17 protein-coding genes are annotated in these 18,321 nt (G+C 70.7%); 10 read left to right on the top strand and 7 right to left on the bottom strand.

Annotation, left to right across the window (positions count from 1 at the left end):
* Positions 1–3: 3 nt before the first annotated feature.
* Genes C2L59_RS02290 through C2L59_RS02280 form a run of 4 tightly spaced genes read left to right on the top strand, consistent with a single transcriptional unit; the run spans position 4 to position 3,985 of the window.
* The gene (locus C2L59_RS02290; protein WP_103347836.1) at positions 4–1,404 is read left to right on the top strand and encodes a family 2B encapsulin nanocompartment shell protein; all 1,401 of its coding nucleotides are present in this window, start codon (positions 4–6) and stop codon (positions 1,402–1,404) included.
* Entirely contained in the window at positions 1,405–1,581 is a 177-nt protein-coding gene (locus C2L59_RS47730; protein ID WP_199198868.1) for a hypothetical protein, read from the top strand. It begins immediately after the preceding gene.
* Positions 1,578–2,969: a family 2B encapsulin nanocompartment shell protein gene (locus C2L59_RS02285; RefSeq protein WP_103347835.1), complete on the top strand. Its 1,392-nt coding sequence runs from the start codon at positions 1,578–1,580 to the stop codon at positions 2,967–2,969. Before C2L59_RS47730 ends, C2L59_RS02285 begins: the two co-directional genes overlap by 4 nt.
* Positions 2,966–3,985: a family 2 encapsulin nanocompartment cargo protein polyprenyl transferase gene (locus C2L59_RS02280; protein ID WP_103347834.1), complete on the top strand. Its 1,020-nt coding sequence runs from the start codon at positions 2,966–2,968 to the stop codon at positions 3,983–3,985. The genes C2L59_RS02285 and C2L59_RS02280 overlap by 4 nt, the downstream gene beginning before the upstream one ends.
* 108 nt (positions 3,986–4,093) lie before the next feature.
* On the opposite strand, the gene C2L59_RS02275 is transcribed toward C2L59_RS02280, so the two are convergent.
* Positions 4,094–5,224, bottom strand: coding sequence for a CapA family protein (locus C2L59_RS02275; protein ID WP_103347833.1), 1,131 nt, complete (start codon positions 5,222–5,224; stop codon positions 4,094–4,096).
* Between the two features lie 358 nt (positions 5,225–5,582).
* On the opposite strand from C2L59_RS02275, the gene C2L59_RS02270 reads away from it, so the two are divergent.
* From C2L59_RS02270 to C2L59_RS02250, 5 genes are all read left to right on the top strand, one after another.
* Entirely contained in the window at positions 5,583–6,557 is a 975-nt protein-coding gene (locus C2L59_RS02270; protein ID WP_103347832.1) for a substrate-binding domain-containing protein, read from the top strand.
* A 106-nt stretch (positions 6,558–6,663) separates the two neighbouring features.
* On the top strand, positions 6,664–8,202 hold the full coding sequence (locus C2L59_RS02265; RefSeq protein ID WP_103347831.1) for a sugar ABC transporter ATP-binding protein: 1,539 nt from the start codon (positions 6,664–6,666) through the stop codon (positions 8,200–8,202).
* Positions 8,199–9,224, top strand: a complete 1,026-nt coding sequence (locus tag C2L59_RS02260; RefSeq protein WP_103347830.1) for an ABC transporter permease — start codon at positions 8,199–8,201, stop codon at positions 9,222–9,224. The genes C2L59_RS02265 and C2L59_RS02260 overlap by 4 nt, the downstream gene beginning before the upstream one ends.
* Positions 9,221–9,865, top strand: coding sequence for a FadR/GntR family transcriptional regulator (locus tag C2L59_RS02255; RefSeq protein WP_103347829.1), 645 nt, complete (start codon positions 9,221–9,223; stop codon positions 9,863–9,865). Before C2L59_RS02260 ends, C2L59_RS02255 begins: the two co-directional genes overlap by 4 nt.
* Positions 9,866–9,946: 81 nt before the next feature.
* A complete protein-coding gene (locus tag C2L59_RS02250; protein WP_103347828.1) occupies positions 9,947–11,023 on the top strand; it encodes a glycoside hydrolase family 88 protein in 1,077 nt (358 codons plus the stop codon).
* Positions 11,024–11,147: 124 nt separating this feature from the next.
* On the opposite strand, the gene C2L59_RS02245 is transcribed toward C2L59_RS02250, so the two are convergent.
* The 6 genes from C2L59_RS02245 to C2L59_RS02220 form a co-directional block, all read right to left on the bottom strand.
* Entirely contained in the window at positions 11,148–12,452 is a 1,305-nt protein-coding gene (locus C2L59_RS02245; protein WP_103347827.1) for a DNA polymerase IV, read from the bottom strand.
* A 1-nt stretch (position 12,453) separates the two neighbouring features.
* Complete coding sequence (locus tag C2L59_RS02240; RefSeq protein ID WP_103347826.1) at positions 12,454–12,765, bottom strand: transcriptional regulator; 312 nt, start codon at positions 12,763–12,765, stop codon at positions 12,454–12,456.
* Positions 12,762–13,385 carry a hypothetical protein gene (locus tag C2L59_RS02235; RefSeq protein ID WP_103347825.1) on the bottom strand — a complete coding sequence of 208 codons (624 nt, stop codon included), beginning with the start codon at positions 13,383–13,385 and terminating at the stop codon, positions 12,762–12,764. The genes C2L59_RS02240 and C2L59_RS02235 overlap by 4 nt, the downstream gene beginning before the upstream one ends.
* A 55-nt stretch (positions 13,386–13,440) precedes the next feature.
* Positions 13,441–14,172: an ABC transporter permease gene (locus C2L59_RS02230; protein WP_103347824.1), complete on the bottom strand. Its 732-nt coding sequence runs from the start codon at positions 14,170–14,172 to the stop codon at positions 13,441–13,443.
* A complete protein-coding gene (locus C2L59_RS02225) occupies positions 14,169–15,068 on the bottom strand; it encodes an ABC transporter ATP-binding protein (protein ID WP_103347823.1) in 900 nt (299 codons plus the stop codon). Before C2L59_RS02225 ends, C2L59_RS02230 begins: the two co-directional genes overlap by 4 nt.
* A gap of 201 nt (positions 15,069–15,269) precedes the next feature.
* Complete coding sequence (locus C2L59_RS02220; protein ID WP_233223235.1) at positions 15,270–16,835, bottom strand: alpha/beta hydrolase; 1,566 nt, start codon at positions 16,833–16,835, stop codon at positions 15,270–15,272.
* Between the two features lie 288 nt (positions 16,836–17,123).
* Here C2L59_RS02220 and C2L59_RS02215 point away from each other — a divergent pair, with 288 nt between their 5' ends.
* Positions 17,124–18,293 (top strand): macrolide family glycosyltransferase, encoded by a 1,170-nt coding sequence (locus C2L59_RS02215; protein ID WP_103347822.1) that lies wholly within the window; start codon positions 17,124–17,126, stop codon positions 18,291–18,293.
* The last annotated feature ends 28 nt before the right edge of the window (positions 18,294–18,321 follow it).

Below are 18,321 nucleotides of genomic sequence, written 5' to 3'. Positions count from 1 at the left end.
CCGGTGGATGCCCTGAACACCGACGAACAGGCGCCGTCGAGCCTGAGCCGGGCCGCCGCCCGCACCCTCGCCACCACCACCAAATCCGTCCCCCAAATGCAAGGCATCTCCACCCGCTGGCTCCTCAAACTCCTCCCCTGGGTCGAAGTCTCCGGCGGGGCCTACCGCGTCAACCGCCGCCTCTCCTACGCCGTCGGCGACGGCCGCGTCACCTTCACCACCACCGGCGCCCAGGTCCGCGTCATCCCCCCCGAACTCGGCGAACTCGCCCCCCTACGCGGCTACGACGACGAAGACGTCCTCACCGAACTCGCCGCCCGCTTCACCCAACACGACTACCAACCCGGCGACACCCTCGTCGAATTCGGCTCCCCCGCCGACCACGTCCACCTCATCGCCCACGGCAAAATCACCAAAACCGGCACCGGCGCCTACGGCGACCAAGTCGTCCTCGGCACCCTCGCCGACGGCGACTACTTCGGCGACACCACCCTCACCCAACACGACGGCATCTGGGAATTCACCGCCAAAGCCGTCACCACCACCACCGTCCTCACCCTCCCCCGCCACGACTTCGACGACGTCCTCGCCCGCTCCCAAACCCTCCAAACCCACCTGGCGAGCTACCTCGCCCGCAACAGCGACACCGCCCGCAACGACCACGGCGAAGCCGAAATCTCCCTCGCCTCCGGCCACGACGGCGAACCCGTCCTCCCCTCCACCTTCGTCGACTACGAAGCCCGCCCCCGCGAATACGAACTATCGGTGGCCCAGACGGTCCTGCGCGTCCACTCCCGCGTCGCCGACCTCTACAACCAGCCCATGAACCAGATCGAACAACAACTCCGCCTCACCGTCGAGGCACTGCGGGAACGCCAGGAACACGAACTGATCAACAACACCGACTTCGGGCTCCTCCACAACGCCGACTTCGCCCAACGCGTCCCCACCCGCACCGGCCCACCCACCCCCGACGACCTCGACCACCTGCTCACCCTCGTCTGGAAAGACCCCGGCTTCTTCCTCGCCCACCCCAAAACCATCGCCGCCTTCGGCCGCGAATGCACCAAAGCCGGCCTCTACCCCGCAAGCGTCGACTACGGCGGCCACCACGTCCCCGCCTGGCGCGGCATCCCCATCCTGCCCTGCAACAAAATCCCCGTCACCGAAACCCGCACCAGCTCCATCCTGCTCATGCGCACCGGCGAACAAGCCCAAGGCGTCGTCGGCCTCCACCAAACCGGCCTGCCCGACGAATACCAACCCGGCCTCAACGTCCGCTTCATGGGCATCAACGAACAAGCCATCATCTCCTACCTCGTCTCCGCCTACTACTCCGCCGCCGTCCTCGTCCCCGACGCCCTCGCCGTCCTCGAAGCCGCCGAAATCGGCCGGGAGGAGTAGATGCCCGAGCCCACCACGCCACCCCGGGTGCCCGAAACGGGAGTGCGGCCGCCCGTGCTGCCCGCGTCGGCGTTCGGGCCGACCGGGCTCGGCACCGCCGCCGCCCGGGTCGTGCCGAAGTCCGGCGGCGTCCGTCCTCCCGAAGCACCCGAACCCGATCGGCGCGTGAAACCGTGACTGTCACCGAAGAAACGGCCTCGCTGCAGCTTTCGCTGAGCGTCACAGCGGCGCGGACGCTGACCACGACGACCAAGTCGCTGCCGCAGATGCGCGGCATCACCAGCCGCTGGCTGCTGTCGCAGCTGCCCTGGGTGGACGTGCCCGCCGGCAGCTACCGGGTCAACCGGCGGCTGACCTACACGATCGGCGACGGCAAGGTCAGCTTCTTCAACACCGGCGCCCGCGTGCAGGTCGTGCCCGCCGAGCTCACCGAACTGTCGCTGCTGCGGGACTTCGGCGACGAGCAGGCCCTGGCCGCGCTGGCGGACGCGTTCGAGCAGCGCGAGTACGAAGCCGGGGCGACGCTGTTCAGCGCCGGCACGCCGCAGGACATGGTCGTGCTCATCGCGCACGGCAAGGTCAGCCGGCACGCGACCGGCGAGTACGGCGACGAGGTCCACCTCGGCACGGCCGCCGACGGCGACCACTTCGGCGAGGAACTGCTCGGGAGCGACGCCGGCACGTGGCCGTTCACCGTCCGGGCGGTGACCCGCGTCGTCGCGCTGGTGCTGCCCGCCGCGATCTACGCGCGGCTCAACGGCCGCTCCGAAACGCTCCGGACGCACGTCGCCGAGGTCCTGTCCCGGCCGCGGAAACCCCAGAACGCCAAGGGCGAAGCGTCGATCGACCTGACCGCCGGCCACGACGGGGAGCCGATCCTGCCGGGCACCTACGTCGACTACGACCCTTCGCCGCGCGAGTACGACCTGGCCGTCGCCCAGACGCTGCTGCACGTCCACACGCGCGTCGCCGACCTCTACAACCAGCCGATGAACCAGCTGGAACAGCAGCTGCGGCTGACCGTGGAAGCCCTGCGGGAGCGGCAGGAACACGATCTGGTCAACAACACGGACTTCGGGCTGCTGCACAACGCGGGCCTCAAGCAGCGCATCACCACCCGCAGCGGGCCGCCCACCCCGCACGACATGGACGACCTGCTCACCCGCCGGCGCAAGACCCGGTTCTTCCTGGCGCACCCGCAGGCCATCGCCGCGTTCGGCCGCGAATGCACCGCCCGCCGCGTCTACCCGGACACGACGACCCTCGACGGCCGGCGCGTCAACGCCTGGCGCGGCGTCCCGATCCTGCCGTGCGACAAGATCCCGATCAGTCCCACCGGGACCACGTCCATCATCGCGATGCGCACCGGCGAAGACGACGCCGGCGTCATCGGCCTGCGCCCGGAGTCCCTGCCGGACGAATACCAGCCGGGGCTGAACGTGCGGTTCGTCGGGACGAACGAGCGGGCCGTCACCACCTACCTGGTGAGCGCGTACCACTCCGCCGCGGTCCTGGTGCCCGACGCCCTCGGCGTCCTGGACGACGTCCAGATCGGCCGCTCATGACGGCGATGAACACGCGCACCGCGGCCCGGCCGCTCGCCGACGTCCTCGCGTGGAGCAAGGGCCTGGTCGACCCGGCGCTGCGGACCGCCGCCGAGCGGCTGCCGGACGCGATGCGGCGGATCGCCGGCTACCACCTCGGCTGGTGGGACGCCGACGGGCAGGCGGCTTCGGCGGACGGCGGCAAGGCGCTGCGGCCGGCGTTGGTGCTGCTGTGCGCGGAAGCGGCGGGCGGCGACCCGGCCGACGCCGTCCCCGCCGCCGTCGCGGTGGAACTGGTGCACAACTTTTCGCTGCTGCACGACGACGTCATGGACGGCGACACGACCCGGCGGCACCGCCCGACGGCGTGGACGGTGTTCGGCATCGGGCCGGCGGTGCTGGCCGGGGACGCGCTGCTGAGCCTGGCGTTCGAGGTGCTGGCGCCGAGCGGCGCGCCGGACGCGCGGCTGCTGTCGGCCGCGGTGCTGGCCCTGAACGAGGGCCAGGCCGCGGACCTGGATTTCGAGCAGCGCGACGACGTCACCCCCGGCGAGTGCGTGCGGATGGCGGAGGGCAAGACGGCGGCCCTGCTGGGGGCGGCCTGCGCGCTGGGGGCGGCCTCCGGGCAGCGTGACGCGGCCTGCTTCGGCGCGTTCGGCCGGGCCGTCGGGCTGGCGTTCCAGCACGTCGACGACCTGCTCGGCATCTGGGGCGACCCGGCCGTCACCGGCAAGCCGGTGTACTCGGACCTGCAGAACCGCAAGAAGTCCCTGCCGGTGGTGACGGCCCTGTGTTCGGGCACGGCCGCGGGCGCGGAACTCGCGGCCCTCTACGCCCGCAGCGACCCGCTCGGCCCGGCGGACCTGGCCCGCGCGGCTTCCCTCGTGGAGGCTGCGGGCGGCCGCCAGTGGAGCCAGGCCCAGGCCGACGCCCTGCTGGCCAAGGCGTTGCGCGACCTCACCACGGCCGGCCCGGTCCCCCGCGCGGGCGCGGAACTGACCGCCCTGGCCCGCCTGATCACCACCCGCACCCACTGAAACCCGTGACTCGCGTGATCAGGAACGGAACTCGCGTGATTGAAGCCGGAACTCGCGAGTTCCGGCCTCAATCACGCGAGTTACGGCTGTAGTCACGCGAGTTACGGGTTACTTGCCGGGGCGGGTGAGGCCGGCCTTGTCCGCGTTCAGGCTCAGGATGTTCTTGTCCGTGTCCTGGAGGGCCTTGGTGACCTGGGTGGACGGCGGGGATGTCGACAAGTCGAGCAGGCGGATCGGGGCGTCCAGCTTGATCAGGGTCGGGATGTACTCGGCCTTGCCGACCTTCCAGCGGTCGCCGTCGCGGACGAAGCGGAAGCGGGCGGCCGCGCCTTCCTCGGTGTCGCCCTTGGGTTCGGAGTGGCGGGCGACGCTGTTGCCGAGCCCGTAGGCCACCCACTTGCCGCCGATCTTCTCGAACGGCTGGACCACGTGGGCGTGGTGGCCGACGATCAGGTCGACGTCGGGCGACCCGAGGATCTTCTTGGCTTGCGACCGCTGCTCGGCCGTCGGGGCGTGCTGGTACTCCACGCCCCAGTGCAGGCTCGCGATCACGACCTGCGCGCCGGCCTGCCGGGCCTTGCGGGCCGCCGCCAGCACTTCGTCGACGTCGATCTGGTTGGCCAGCCACGGTTTCCCGGCCGGCACCTTGATGCCGTTGAAGCCGAACGCGTACGACACCTGCGCGACCTTGACGCCGCGGACGTCGAAGATCAGCGGTTTCGCGGCCTCGGCCGCCGACCGCGCCGAGCCGGTGTGCTTGACGCCCACGTCGTCGAGCTTGTCCAGGGTGCGGGTGACGCCCTCGGCGCCCTGGTCGATCGTGTGGTTGGACGACGTCGAGCAGGTGTCGTAGCCGGTGTCCTTGATGGCGTTGGCGATCTCCGGCGGCGCGCTGAACGACGGGTACCCGCTGTACGGCCCGCCTTCCGGCGCCAGCGGCGTCTCGAGGTGGCAGATGCCGAGGTCGGCGCCGGAGATCAGCGGCTTGATGCCGGCCAGCAGTGGCCGGTAGTCGATCTTCCCGCCGCCGTCGGCCTCGGCCTGCCCGGTGAGCGCCGGGTGGATCAGGACGTCGCCCGTGGCGACGACGCTGAAGGACCCCTCGGGCGCGGCGGCCGCCGGCGACGAGGCCGTCTCGGGAAAGGGCGTCGGTGCCGGTCCCTGCTGCTGCGGCGGGCTGCTGCAGGCCGCCGCCAGCACGGCGACCCCGGCGAGCGCGGCGACGCGGTACTTCGTCATCGGTCCCCCTCTGGCTGTCCGGTCATCCTGCCAGCCGGACGAATCCGGCAGAGACACCCGTCCGGTTCCCCATGAAACTTCCACCACAGTCGACAACACCGATCAGAACATTCGCACAGGACAAAACCGGACAACGCGCAGGACAGACCCGAAAAAATACGATAATTGGCGACCCTGCTTGCCACGATGCAACTACGGAGAGTAGGTCTCGCTCCGCTAACTGCGCCTTGACGCTCCTCGAACGGGTGTTTTGTAATACGAGTCACTCCGACCCGCCCACTCGTCCCCGTCCTCATGGGAGCACTCGATGTCCACATACCCGCACAGGTTCCGCACCTGGAGCGTTGTTGGTTGTTGTTTGATTTCCGGCGCCCTGCTGGCGTCCTGCTCCTCCGGAAAAGACACCGCGGCACCGCAGCAGCAGGCGCCCGCGAACGGCAAGATCACCCTGTACTACCTGCAGAAACAGGGTGACCAGCAGTACTTCGTCGAGCAGGCGCAGGGCGCGCAGGAGAAGGCGAAGGAGCTCGGCGTCGAGCTCAAGGTGGTCAACCTCGGCCAGGACGCCAACAAGGCGATCACCGAACTCGACGCCGCGGTCGCCCAGGGCGCCAACGGCGTCGCCATCGTCGTCCCGGACCAGGCCATCGGCCCGCAGGTGATCGACAAGGCCAAGAGCGCGGGCATCCCGCTGATCGCCTCCGACGACGTCATCAAGGACGGCACCGGCGCGAAGGCCCCGTTCGTCGGCTTCAACGGCAGCCAGATGGGCGACTCGGTCGGCACCGAGGCCGGCAAGCTGTTCAAGGCCGCCGGCTGGACCGCCGCCGACACGAAGATCATCAGCGCGTTCAAGCAGGACCTGACCGTCTGCACCGACCGCGTCAACGCCGCGAAGGCCGCGTTCGCCAAGTCCGCGGGCGCGGACGTCCCGGTGATCAACGTCGGCACCGACAACTCCCCCGTCGACGCGCAGAACCGCTCCGGCGCGGTGATCGGCTCCAACCCGGGCGTCAAGCACTGGGTGGTCTGGGGCTGCAACGACGAGAACGAGACCGGGGTCGTCACCGCGCTGGCCAACTCCGGCGTGGCGGCGAACAACATCATCGGCGTCGGGCTCGGCGCGTACCTCACCTGCAAGGACTGGGCCGCGGGCAAGGACACCGGCAACAAGGCCGCGCTCTACATCTCCGGCGCCGAGGTCGGCCGCTCGGCGATCCAGGTGCTGGTCGACAAGGTGAAGAACGGCAAGGAACTGCCCGCGGAGACGATCGCCAAGACCACGATCGTGTCCAAGGACAACTACAAGCAGGCCGGCGTCAACTGCACCTGACCCGCACTCCCGGGCCCGTCGCTTTCACGTGAAAGCCACGCTTTGCCGCGCAAAGCGGCACTTTCACGTGAAAGTGACGGGTTCCCCGTCCGCCGAGAGGCCGCACATGTCCAGTTCTCCTCCCGCGCTCGCCGTCGAGGGCATCGGCAAGCGCTTCTCCGGGGTCACCGCCCTCGACGACGTCTCGCTGGAGATCCGCTCCGGCGAGGTCCTGGCCCTGATGGGCGAGAACGGCGCCGGCAAGTCGACGCTGCTGCGCGTGCTGTCCGGCGACCAGGGCCCGGACGACGGCCGGCTGCTGCTGGACGGCACCGAGGTCGCGTTCGACACCCCGCGCGCGGCGATGGCCGCCGGGGTGCGCGTGATCTACCAGGAGCCCGAGATCATCCCGCACGTTTCGGTGGCGGAGAACGTCTTCGTCGGCGAACTGCCGGCGAAGGCCCGCGTGTTCAGCCGCCGCACGCTCACCAAGGCCACGCACGACGCGCTGGCCGAGTACGGCTTCGAGGGCGTCCTCAACCCGGCGACGCTCGGCGTGGCGCTGTCGCCCGCGCAGCGGCAGCTCGTCGAGATCCTGCGCGTGCTCACCGCGGCCACGCCGCCGCGCGTGATCGCCTTCGACGAGCCGACGTCGTCACTGTCGGAACACGAGGTGGAGGCGCTGTTCCGGCTGATCGGGCGGCTGCGCGACAGCGGCGTCGCGGTCGTCTACGTCTCGCACCGGATGAAGGAGATCTTCCAGCTCGCCGACCGCGTCGCGGTGCTGCGGGACGGCAAGCTCGTCGGCGTCCAGCAGGCCGCGGAGACCGACGAGCCGAGCCTGGTCCGGATGATGATCGGCCGCGACCTCTCCGCGCTCGAGCGCCGGACCACGCAGGACACCGGCGAGGTCGTGCTGAAGCTCGACGACGTCACGACCGACGACGTCACCGGGATCTCGCTGCAGGTCCGCGCGGGCGAGGTCGTCTGCCTGGCCGGGCTGGTCGGCGCCGGGCGCTCCGAGCTGGCCCGGGCGATCGTCGGCGACCTGCCGATCCGGTCCGGGACCGTCGAGCTCGACGACAAGCGGCTGCGCGCGCACAACCCGGGTGACGCCGTGAAGGCCGGCATCGGCTTCGCGCCCGAAGAGCGCAAGACGGACGCGTTGCTCATGCAGCGGTCCGTACGCGACAACGTCTCCATCGCCGTCCTGGACCGCCTTCGCCGCTTCCGCGTCGTGAAGCGGGCGAAGGAACGCGCGCTCGTCGAGGAGTACGTACGCGAGCTTCGCGTGCGGACCCCATCGATGGAGCAGGAAGTCCGCAAGCTTTCCGGCGGCAACCAGCAGAAGGCGGTCCTCGCGCGCTGGCTCGCGCGGCGGCCCAAGCTGCTGATCCTCGACGAGCCGACGCGCGGGGTCGACGTCGGCGCGAAGGCCGAGATCTACCGGATCATCGACGGCCTCGCCGCCGAGGGCATCGCGCTGCTGGTCATCTCCTCCGACCTGCCCGAGGTGCTGACGCTGGCCGACCGCATCCTCGTGATGCGCGCCGGGCGGCTCGCGGGCGAACTCGGCCGCGAAGAGGCGACCGAGGAAGCCGTGCTGACCCTCGCCATCCCCGAAACCGAACCAGCCGTGGACGACGCCCAGGAGATCGGCGCATGAGTACCCCAACGAAGGAAACGTCGGCTCCGGCCGCCCCGGCACAGCCGAACGCCGCGCGCCGGGTGCTGACCGGCATCGGCGTGCAGAACTCCAGCCTGATCATCACGCTGATCGCGCTGGTCATCCTGCTGAGCGTGCTGAACGAGAACTTCTTCCGCACCAACAACCTGCTGCTGATCGGCAGCGCGATCACCATCATGGGGCTGCTGGCGCTGGTCCAGACCCTGGTGATCATCCTGGGCGCGCTGGACATCTCGGTCGGTTCGATGGCCGGGCTCGCCTCGGTCGTCTCGGCGATGGTGTTCACCTCGACCGGCAACTCCGAGGTGGGCATCCTCGCCGCGGTCGGCGTCGGCATCCTCTGCGGCCTGGTCAACGGCATGATCATCATCTTCGGCCGGGTCAACCCGGTGGTCGCGACGCTGGCCATGCTCGCGACCTACAAGGGCATCGCGCAGGTCATCTCCGACGGCAAGGCCCAGGGCTACACCGGCGGCGACGACCTGTTCATCTTCCTGGCCAAGGGGTCCGTGCTCGGGCTGCCGTCGCTGGTGTGGGTGTTCCTGATCGTCGCGGCCCTGCTGCACTTCCTGCTCAAGTACACCGACATCGGCCGCAACGTCTACGCCATCGGCGGCAACGACACCGCCGCCCGGCTGGCCGGCATCAACATCAACCGGTACATCATCGGCGTGTACGCCCTCGTCGGCGTGGTCGCGGCGATCGCCGGCGTGCTGATCACCGCCCGCACCGGCTCCGGCCAGCCGACGTCCGGGTCCGAGGGCCTGGAGCTGCAGGCCGTCACCGGCGCCGCGCTCGGCGGGACGATGCTCAAGGGCGGCCGCGGGTCGATCATTTCGACGGTGCTCGCGGTGATCATCCTGGGCGTGCTCGACAACGGCATGTCCGGCCTCGGCATCAACCCGTTCTGGCAGAACGTCGCCCACGGCGCCCTGCTGGTGATCGCGGTCGTGCTGCAGCAACTGCGCAGCGGGGAGCGCCGCGTCGGCCTGCCGGAGTGAACCTCCACGCGCGCATCGTCGACGAGCTGGGCCGGCTCATCGTCGAAGGCGTCCTCGGGGACGGGCAGCCGCTCGTCCCCGAGGAACTCGGCCGCCGGTTCTCCGCGTCCCGCACGGTGGTCCGCGAGGCGTTGCGCGTGCTGGAGTCCAAGGGCATGGTCACCGCGCGGCCCCGGGTCGGGACGTGGACGCTGCCGCCCGAGGCGTGGGACGCGATCGATCCGGACGTCATCGCCTGGCGCGTCGGCGGCCCCGACGGGCGCGCGCACCTGGGCGAGCTGCGGGAACTGCGGCTGGCCATCGAGCCGCAGGCGGCGCGGCTGGCGGCGCGGCACCGGCGGCCGGACGAGCTGTCGGCGATGGCGGCGGCCTACGCGCAGATGGCCGACGCGGTCGAACACGCCGACGCCGAGGCGTTCCGCGACGCCGATTCGCGGTTCCACGCGGCGCTGGTGCGGGCGTCGGGGAACACGCTCATCGCGCAGCTGCAGGTGCCCGTGGTCGCCGCGCTCAAGGCGCACAGCGAGCCGATGGAGCTGGTGGCGCATTCCCGGGTGCTGACGCTGGTGCTCGCGAAGAACGCCGACGGCGCCGAGTCCGCGGCCCGCCGGTTGCTGGAAACCGTTGCGGCGTACCGGTGATCGGTACCTTGACACGGTTACCGGGACGCGCTTGACTCGCTGCGGATGACCGCCGCCATGAGTGCTGAGGAGGACGCTTCCATGCGTTTCCCGGGAATTCGTGGTTTCGGCGTGCTCGCGGCCACGGCGGTGGCGGGGAGTCTTCTGACCGCCCCGGTGGCCGCCGCCGCGACGTGCACGATCTCCGACGAAATGGTGTCCGCGGGCAACTACTGGGTCGCCAACGGGACGAACCTCGACGCGCCGGACTGGCAGAACGCGACGTTCCACGTCGGCAACCTGGCCCTGGTCCGGACCACCGGCCAGTCCAACCACAAGACGTACCCGTGGGCCCAGGCCAACTCCTACCTGCTGCCGGCGGACCCGCAGCGGCCGTTCTTCCCGGACAACCAGGCCGCCGGCGAGGCCTACCTGGACCTGTACACCTACTTCCACCCGGAAATCCCGCTGGATTCGATCCGCACGCGGATCCGCGACGAGGTGGCGTCCGTCCAGGCGGGACACCGGGACTACTGGAACTACGCCGACGCGCTGAACATGGCGATGCCGTCGTTCGCCCGGATGAGCCTGATCGACCACGATCCGTCCTATCTGGACGCCATGGACCAGCTGTTCCGTTCGTCGGAACACAAGCTGTTCAACGAGTTCACCGGCCTGTGGTACCGCGATGCGCGCTTCACGGGCTCGGGCGTGTTCTGGTCCCGCGGCAACGGCTGGGCCCTGGCGGCGTTGACCAAGGTGCTCCAGGTGCTCCCCGCCGACGACCCGCACCGGCCGGAGTACCTGCGGGTGTACCAGAAGATGGCTTCGACGCTGGCTCTGGTCCAGCGCCGTGACGGCTTCTGGAACTCCGACCTGCTGAACCCGTGGGACCACGGCGGCCCGGAATCCAGCGGCACGGCGTTCTTCGCGTTCGGCATCGGCTGGGGCGTCACCGCCGGGATCCTCGACGCGGCCCGGTTCCGCCCGGTGGTCGACAAGGCGTGGACGGCGTTGTCGACGAAGTCGTTGCAGCCCAACGGCTTAATCGGGTACGTCCAGCCGGTCGGCGACCGCCCGGCGACGGCGAAGGCGACGGACACCGCGGCGTACGGCGTGGGTGCGTTCCTGCTGGCGGGGCAGGAAGTCGCGAAGCTGCAGGGCTGCTCGGCCGAGTAGCTTCCCCAGCGCCCCAATGTGGCGTTGGGTGCATCCAACGCACCGAACGCCACATTGGGTGCATCCAACGCACCCAACGCCACATTGGGTGCGCTCAACGCACCGAACGCCACATTGGGGCGCTTCAGCGCAGGCAATCGGCGGGGTCGCCGCGGGTCAGGGCCGGGTCCGACTGGGGGAACGTCCGCGCGACACCGGGTCCGGAGGACCGGTGCTCGAAGCGGACGGTCACCCGGCCGTGGCCCGCGCCCTGGACCCAGCCCGTGCCGAACTCCTCGTGGACCACGTCGTCGCCTTGGCGCCACTCCGAAGGAGCCGCGGGGGCGGGCGCCGAGACCACGGTCGGCGTCGAAGGCACCGAAGGGGCGGCCAAGGAGAACAGCGCGTCCTGGTGCGGCACCGAAAGCCCGCTGTAGGCCACCCCCGCCAGCCGGATGCCGCCGAACTCCGCCGGGTCGATCAGCAGCCGCTCCGCCGTCGCCGACAGCTCGGCCAGGTCGTCCGTGGGCGCGGAGATCGTCTCCGACCGGGTCACCGTGTGCATGTCCGTGTGCCGCAGCTTGATCACCACCGTCCGGGCCACCCGGCCGGCCTTGAGCAGCCGCTGGTGCGCGCCCACCGCGATCCGGCGGACCTCGGCCTTCAGTGAGGCCAGGTCCTTGATGTCGGTGTCGAACGTCGTCTCGGCGCTGACCTGCTTGGTCTCGGCGCGGCCGGCCACCGGGCGGTCGTCGGCGCCGGTGGCGAGCCGCCGCAGGTCGCGGCCGACGACGCCGCCGAGCGTGGCCACCGCATCCGGTTCGGACAGCGCCGCCAGCTGCCCGAGCGTCTGGACGCCGATGAACCGCAGCTTCCCCTCGGCCACCGGGCCGATGCCCCACAGCGCGCGCACCGGCAGCGGCGCGAGGAACTCCCGTTCGGTGCCCTGTGGCACCACCAGCAGCCCGTCCGGCTTGGCCTCGTCGGAGGCGATCTTGGCGATCTGCTTGCCGTTGCCCGCCCCGATCGACGCCACCAGGCCGGTTTCCGCGTGGATCCGCGCGCGCAACTCGGCGCAGAACGCCGTGACCTCGTCGAACGACGCGCCGGCCAGCGCCGCCGGTTCGGCGAACGCCTCGTCGAGGGAGATCTTCTCCAGGACCGGGGCCACCGACGTGACGACCGCGAAGACCTCCTGGCTGAGCCGCTCGTAGACGCGGAACCGCGGCGGCACGATGACGCCGTTCGCCGGCAGCAGCCGCCGGGCCTGGGCCATCGGCATGGCCGACTTGATCCCGAAGGCCCGCGACTCGTAGCTGGCGCCGGCGACGACCCCGCGCGGCCCGGTCCCGCCGACCAGCACCGGGCGCCCGGCCAGCGTCGGGCGGGTGAGCTGCTCGGCCGACGCGTAGAAGGCGTCCAGGTCGAGGTGGATCACCCAGCGGCCCACGTCAGTCCCCGCCGGTGGCGTCCAGCAGCTGGTGCAGCGCCTTGGTGTAGCTCTCGAACGCGGCCCGGCCGGCCGCGGTCAGCCGGACCAGGGTCACCGGCGTGCGGTGCTCGTAGGCCTTGGTGATCTCGACGTACTCGGCGTCCTCGAGCTTGCGCAGGTGCGTCGAGAGGTTGCCGGCCGTCATGTCCAGGAGCTGCTGCAGCCGCGGGAAGGTGATCTGGTCGGCCGGACGCAGCCCGGCGAGCGCGACCGTGACCCGCAGCCGCGCCTGGGCGTGGATGACCGGGTCGAGCTGCGGCAGTTCGCTCATCGGGCGGACTTCTCGCGGACGAAGTAGACGGTCGCGCCGAGCAGGAACCCGCCGCCGCCGCAGACGGTGAGCACGAGGAAGTTGCCGGGGTAGCCGACCAGCACGCTCAGCGCGGCCGACACGATCATCCACGCGCCGAGGCCGTACATCAGCTTGTCCTGCCACACCATGGCACCCGCCAGGTACATCACGCCGGTGAGCAGCAGCCACGTCCCGGTCCACAGCAGGGACACCTGGTCCGGGGACAGCACCTGGAACTGCGTGATCCGGATGTCGACGACCATCAGCCCGATCGAGGAGAGCGCCCAGGCGTAGCCGTACATCGCGCCGATCGTGCGGGAGGGCCCGCGGATCCCGCGGCCGCTGCGGATGCTGGTGTAGGTCGTGTAGCCGACAGCGCCGAGGAACAGCAGCGGGACGACGATGCCGCCGGCGACCCAGCCGGGCACCGCGACCCCGGGCAACGTCGTGACGTAGGTGAACCCCCAGCCGACGATCCAGGCGAAGGCCCAGGCTGCGAGGATCCGCGCCGGGCCCCCGCCCAGTTCCCGGCGCGTCCGCCGGTGCTGCTGGGCGATCAGGTTCAACGACTCCTCCGCCGACATCGGCTCGTCATCCACCTGGTTCGCCCCTCTCCCGTGCAGCTCCCTCATCTGCACGGAAGCTAACACGCATTCACAACCGGGCCGTGTCCAGCCGGAACCGGCGCATCACGACGAGCGCCGGGACGAGCAGCCAGCCGGCCAGCACCAGCGCCGCCACCCACGTGCCGGAGGCGTGCGTCAGCGGGTCGAGGCCGACCCGGCGAAGCCAGTAGGTCGGCAGGAAGTGCGCCAGCGTCGACATCCAGCCGGGCAGGATCTCCAGCGGGATCCACAGGCCGCCGAGCATGCCGAGCGGCATCATCAGGGCGCCGGTGACCGCGCCGACCGTGTCGCCCTTCCCGAACAGGCCGATGGCCAGCCCGAGCACGGCGAACGGCAGGGTGGCCGCCCACAGGAAGACCAGCTGCGTGCCCCACTGGGCCGCGGTGAGCGGTTCGCCGCGCAGGAAGCCGACGAAGAAGATCGCCACCAGCACCGGCAGGGCGACGGCCATCGCCGACGCGACCTTGACGGCCAGGTAGCCGGGACCGCGCATCGGGGTGAGCCGCAGCTGCCGCTGCCAGCCGTCGGTGCGTTCCTGCGCCACTCGCGTGCCGGTGAACAACGCGCCGCTGCTGGCGCCGTAGGCGGCCATGCCGATCATCGTCTGGGTGCTCGAGTGCATGCCGGTGTCCAGGACGTAGTCGCCGAAGATGGCGCCGAAGAGCAGGTACATCGCGACCGGCATGCCGATGGTGAAGAGGGTGAACTGGGGACTGCGGACGATCCGCTTGATCTCCAGGGTCAGGTACGTGGTGTTCACGCGGCGGCCTCCTCGGCGGTCAGCGCCAGGAAGGCTTCTTCCAGGCCCAGCGCGGTGATTTCGATGTCGGCCGCGGCCGGGTGCGCCACGAGCAGGGCGCGGATGGCGGCGTCGGAGTCGTCGCAGGCCAGCTCGGCGCGGCCGGCGCGCAGCTGCACGCTCGTCACGCCCGGCAGGCGTGCCAGATCCGCCTCGGTGGCGTCCGGGACGACGGCCTTGAGCACCCGGCCGGACACCGCGGCCCGGACCTCGGCGACCGGGCCGTCGGCGACGACGGCGCCGTGGCGCATCAGCACCACGCGGTCGGCGTAGTCCTCGGCTTCGGCGAGGTAGTGCGTCGCGAACAGGACGGTCCGGCCGCCGGCGGCGTACCCGCGGATGGCCGCCCAGAACGCCCGCCTGCCGTCGACGTCCATTGCCGCGGTGGGCTCGTCGAGCACGAGCAGCTGCGGGTCGCCGGCCAGCGCGAGCGCGAACCGGACGCGCTGCCGTTCCCCGCCGGACAGCTTGCCGCAGCGGCGTTTGACGAGCTTTTCCAGGCCGGCGCGGGCGATCACCTCCTCCGCGGGCAGCGGATTCCGGTGCGTCGAGACGACCAGGCCGACGATCTCGCCGACGGTGACGTCCGGCAGCAGCGCGCCGTTCTGCATCATCGCGCCGACGAGCCCGCGGTCGACGGCGTCCTGCGGGCGCCCGCCCGCGACGGTGACCTCCCCCGCGTCCGGTTTGGTCAGGCCGAGCAGCATGTCGACGGTGGTCGACTTGCCCGCGCCGTTCGGCCCGAGCAGCGCGACGACCTCGCCGCGCGCGACCTCGACGGTCACCCCGCCGACCGCCGTGACCGGCCCGAACCGTTTGGTGAGGCCGTGGAGTGCGAACGCCGGTCCCCCAGTCATGGCGTCCTCCTTTCGTAGACTTTGTATCGCAAAGTTGCTACGCACTTTGTAACACAAAGTCCACGCGCAATCAAAGTCCCCGGTGCCGGAAAGCACGAGCGCCCCAATGTGGCGTTGGTTGCGTCCAACGCACCGAACGCCACATTGGGTGCATCTGACGCACCGAACGCCACATTGGGGCGCTTGGGGCGGTTGCGCAGGTCAGCCGGCGAAGCGCCCGGCGACCATGCCCTGCGTCGCCGCGACGCCGGCCTTGGCGGCCGTCGGCGCCGGCGGCGTCGGCTGCGGCAGCGGGGCGCACTCGACGTCGGCCGTGCGGCCCGGCTTGCGGGCCGGGAGCGCGCCCGTCGCCAGGTAGTCGGCGATCTTGGTGTCGACGCACGCGTTGCCCCGCGGGGTGATCGCGTGGCTCGTGCCGCCCGGCTCCGCGATCAGCGAAGCGCCCGGGAACCGGCTGCGGACCTCGAGGCTGCCTTCGAACGGCGTCGCCGCGTCGAGCGTCTCGTCGATCATCAGGACGCTCTGCACGCCCCGCCCGTCGATCTTGGCCGGCTTCCCGGCTTTCGCGGGCCAGTACAGGCAGGGCGCGTTGAACCAGGCGTTCTGCCAGGTGAAGTACGGCGCCTGGGCGAAGGTCCGCCAGTTGTCGCGCTTCCACTGGTTCCAACTGGCCGGCCACTGGACGTCGGAACACTGCACGGCGAGGTACACCGCGTAGCCGTTGTCGTCGCCGCGGCCGCCGAACGCCTCGAACAGGGTCTTCCAGTTCTGCCAGTCACCCTGGTTGACGAACCGGGACAGCGCGTCGCCGAGCAGCGTCCACCGCAACTGGTAGTAACCGGCCTGCTGGATGACGTCGAGGATCTCGTCCGGCCCGATCACCCCGCCGGCCGGGTTGAACTGCGTCTTGAGCAACTGCTCGTTGACCACCCGCTGCACCGCGGCCTGGGTCTTGCCGAGGTGGTAGACGTCGTCGTGCTGGGCGACCCAGCCGAACCAGATCAGGATGTTCTTGTCGAACGCGATGTCCTGGTTGAGGTTGTCGCCGTACCAGACGCCGCGCGGGTCGACCGTGGAGTCGAGCACCATCCGTCGGACGTTCTGCGGGAACAGCGAGCCGTACACCTGGCCGAGGTAGGTGCCGTAGGAGTAGCCGTAGAAGTTGAGCTGCTTCTGGCCGAGCGCCTTGCGGATGGAGTCCATGTCCTGGACCGTGTCGGTCGTCTTCATGTTCTCCAGCAGCGCGCGCGAGTTGTTCTTCGCGCACGCTTCGGCGTACCCCTTGGAGCGGCTCAGCCAGGTCTTCTCCAGCTGCGGGGTGAACGGCACGTACTGCGGCCGGTTGTAGTCCATGTAGTTCGGGTCGCACGACAGCGCGGGCTTGCTGGAGCCGACGCCGCGCGGGTCGAAGCCGATCCAGTCGTAGGCGTCGCCGGCGTGGTTGGGCACGCGCGGGCCGCGGGTGGCCAGCAGCAGGCCGGACCCGCCGGGGCCACCGGGGTTGGTCAGCATGACGCCCTGGTACTGCGCGTCGGGCACCTTGTGCTTGACGCGGCTGACGGCGAGCTGGATCTGCTCCCCTCCGGGCCGGCGGTAGTCGAGCGGCACGCTGAGGTATCCGCATTCGGCGCCGGCGGCGACCAGCGTCGGGTCGGTGCACGCACCCCAGGCGATCGACGCCTGTCCCCCGGGTGCGGCCGGCGCGGCGTTCGCGGCGGGCGCGGCCACGAGCGCGGACGCCGTCGCGGCGGCCACCACCGTGGCCATAACGGCACGTCTCACTGTTTTCTCCCTTTCCCCTGCGACTTCGGGCGGGGAAACCTTAGACCCGGCGGGGGCCCGGCGGGACGGTCAAACGGGTGCGGGCCCGCGAATGCCCTACGAAAGGTGGAAATCGGGTGGCGGGGGCGATCCGGGATCCCGTACGGTCGGTTCCATGATCTTCTACATCCGGCCCCGCCTCGTCTGAGACGGCGTGACCGCCGGGCTCCCCGCCGATCGGGAGGGTCCCTTCACCTGCGCGCCGTCTGTTCTTTCGTTCCTTGAAGGAGCACCATGCTGCGCAAACACATAGTCATGGTCGGCTGCACCGCGCCGAGCCACATCTACCCGTCGCTGGGCGTGGTCGGCGAGCTGGTCCGTCGCGGGCACCGGGTGTCCTACGTCGTCGGCGCGCCACTGGCCTCGCTGGTCGCGCCGACCGGCGCGGAGGTCCTCGAGCACCCGACGACGTTCCCGCTCGGCGAGGCGGCGGTGTGGCCCGAGGAGCCGGCGGCCGCGATGCGCGTCTTCCTCGACGAGGCGATCGCGATCCACCCGCTGCTGACCTCGCGGTTCGACGACGACCGGCCGGACCTGGTGCTGTACGACATCGGCGGCCTGGGCGCGCCCCTGCTGGCCGCGCGGTACGGCGTGCCCGCGGTGCAGCTGTCGCCGACGCTGGTGGCCTGGGAGGGCTACGACGAGGACATGGCCGAGGTGATGGCGCCGATCAAGGCGTCACCGTCCGGTGTGGACTACGCGGCCACGTTGTCGCGCTGGCTGGCGGCGCACGGCGTCACGGCCGACCCGTGGGAGTGGCTCGGGCATCCGGCGCGGGTGCTTTCGCTGATCCCGCGGGCGATGCAGCCGCAGGCCGAGCGGGTGGGCCCGCACGTGCGGTTCGTCGGGCCGTGCCTCGATCCGGCGCGGCTGGCCGACCGCTCGTGGACGCCGCCGGCTTCGGGGCGCCCGGTGCTGCTCGTGTCGTTCGGGACGGCGTTCACCGACCAGCTTCCGGTGTATCGGGCGTGTGTATCGGCGTTCGCGCCGGACTGGCATGTCGTGATGTCGATCGGGAAGCACGTTTCGCCGTCGGATCTGGGTCCGCTGCCGGACTCGGTGGAGGTGCACGAGAGCGTGCCGCAGCTGGCCGTGCTGGAGGCGGCGTCGGCGTTCATCACCCACGCGGGAATGGGCGGGGCCACGGAAGCGCTGTGGTTCGGGGTGCCGACGGTGGCGATCCCCCAGGCCGCGGACCAGTTCGGGAACGCGGCCCAGCTCGTGGCGCTCGGCGTCGGCAAGCACCTGCCCGCGAAGTCGGTGACGGCCACGTCGCTGCGCGAGGCGGTCGAGGAGGTGTCTTCGTCGGCTTCGGTGGCTTCGCGGCTGGCCGAGTTGAAGGCGGAGATCCGCGGCCACGGCGGAGTTTCCTTCGCCGCGGACGCCGTGGAGTCCTATCTGTAGCCGCCGGGATTGCGGCGTGTGCCGGAGC

This window comes from Amycolatopsis sp. CA-128772, from assembly GCF_002904295.1.
In the GTDB taxonomy this organism is placed as follows: Bacteria; Actinomycetota; Actinomycetes; order Mycobacteriales; family Pseudonocardiaceae; genus Amycolatopsis.
This window is presented reverse-complemented; position numbering and strand designations above follow the sequence as displayed.

Excerpts from the sequence above, each read along its gene's own strand:
- C2L59_RS02260 (WP_103347830.1), top strand. The coding sequence starts at position 8,199 with ATGAGTACCCCAACGAAGGAAACGTCGGCTCCGGCCGCCCCGGCACAG.
- C2L59_RS02240 (WP_103347826.1), bottom strand. The coding sequence starts at position 12,765 with ATGAGCGAACTGCCGCAGCTCGACCCGGTCATCCACGCCCAGGCGCGG.
- C2L59_RS02220 (WP_233223235.1), bottom strand. The coding sequence starts at position 16,835 with ATGGCCACGGTGGTGGCCGCCGCGACGGCGTCCGCGCTCGTGGCCGCG.
- C2L59_RS02250 (WP_103347828.1), top strand. The coding sequence starts at position 9,947 with ATGCGTTTCCCGGGAATTCGTGGTTTCGGCGTGCTCGCGGCCACGGCG.
- C2L59_RS02215 (WP_103347822.1), top strand. The coding sequence starts at position 17,124 with ATGCTGCGCAAACACATAGTCATGGTCGGCTGCACCGCGCCGAGCCAC.
- C2L59_RS02280 (WP_103347834.1), top strand. The coding sequence starts at position 2,966 with ATGACGGCGATGAACACGCGCACCGCGGCCCGGCCGCTCGCCGACGTC.
- C2L59_RS02265 (WP_103347831.1), top strand. The coding sequence starts at position 6,664 with ATGTCCAGTTCTCCTCCCGCGCTCGCCGTCGAGGGCATCGGCAAGCGC.
- C2L59_RS47730 (WP_199198868.1), top strand. The coding sequence starts at position 1,405 with ATGCCCGAGCCCACCACGCCACCCCGGGTGCCCGAAACGGGAGTGCGG.
- C2L59_RS02225 (WP_103347823.1), bottom strand. The coding sequence starts at position 15,068 with ATGACTGGGGGACCGGCGTTCGCACTCCACGGCCTCACCAAACGGTTC.
- C2L59_RS02275 (WP_103347833.1), bottom strand. The coding sequence starts at position 5,224 with ATGACGAAGTACCGCGTCGCCGCGCTCGCCGGGGTCGCCGTGCTGGCG.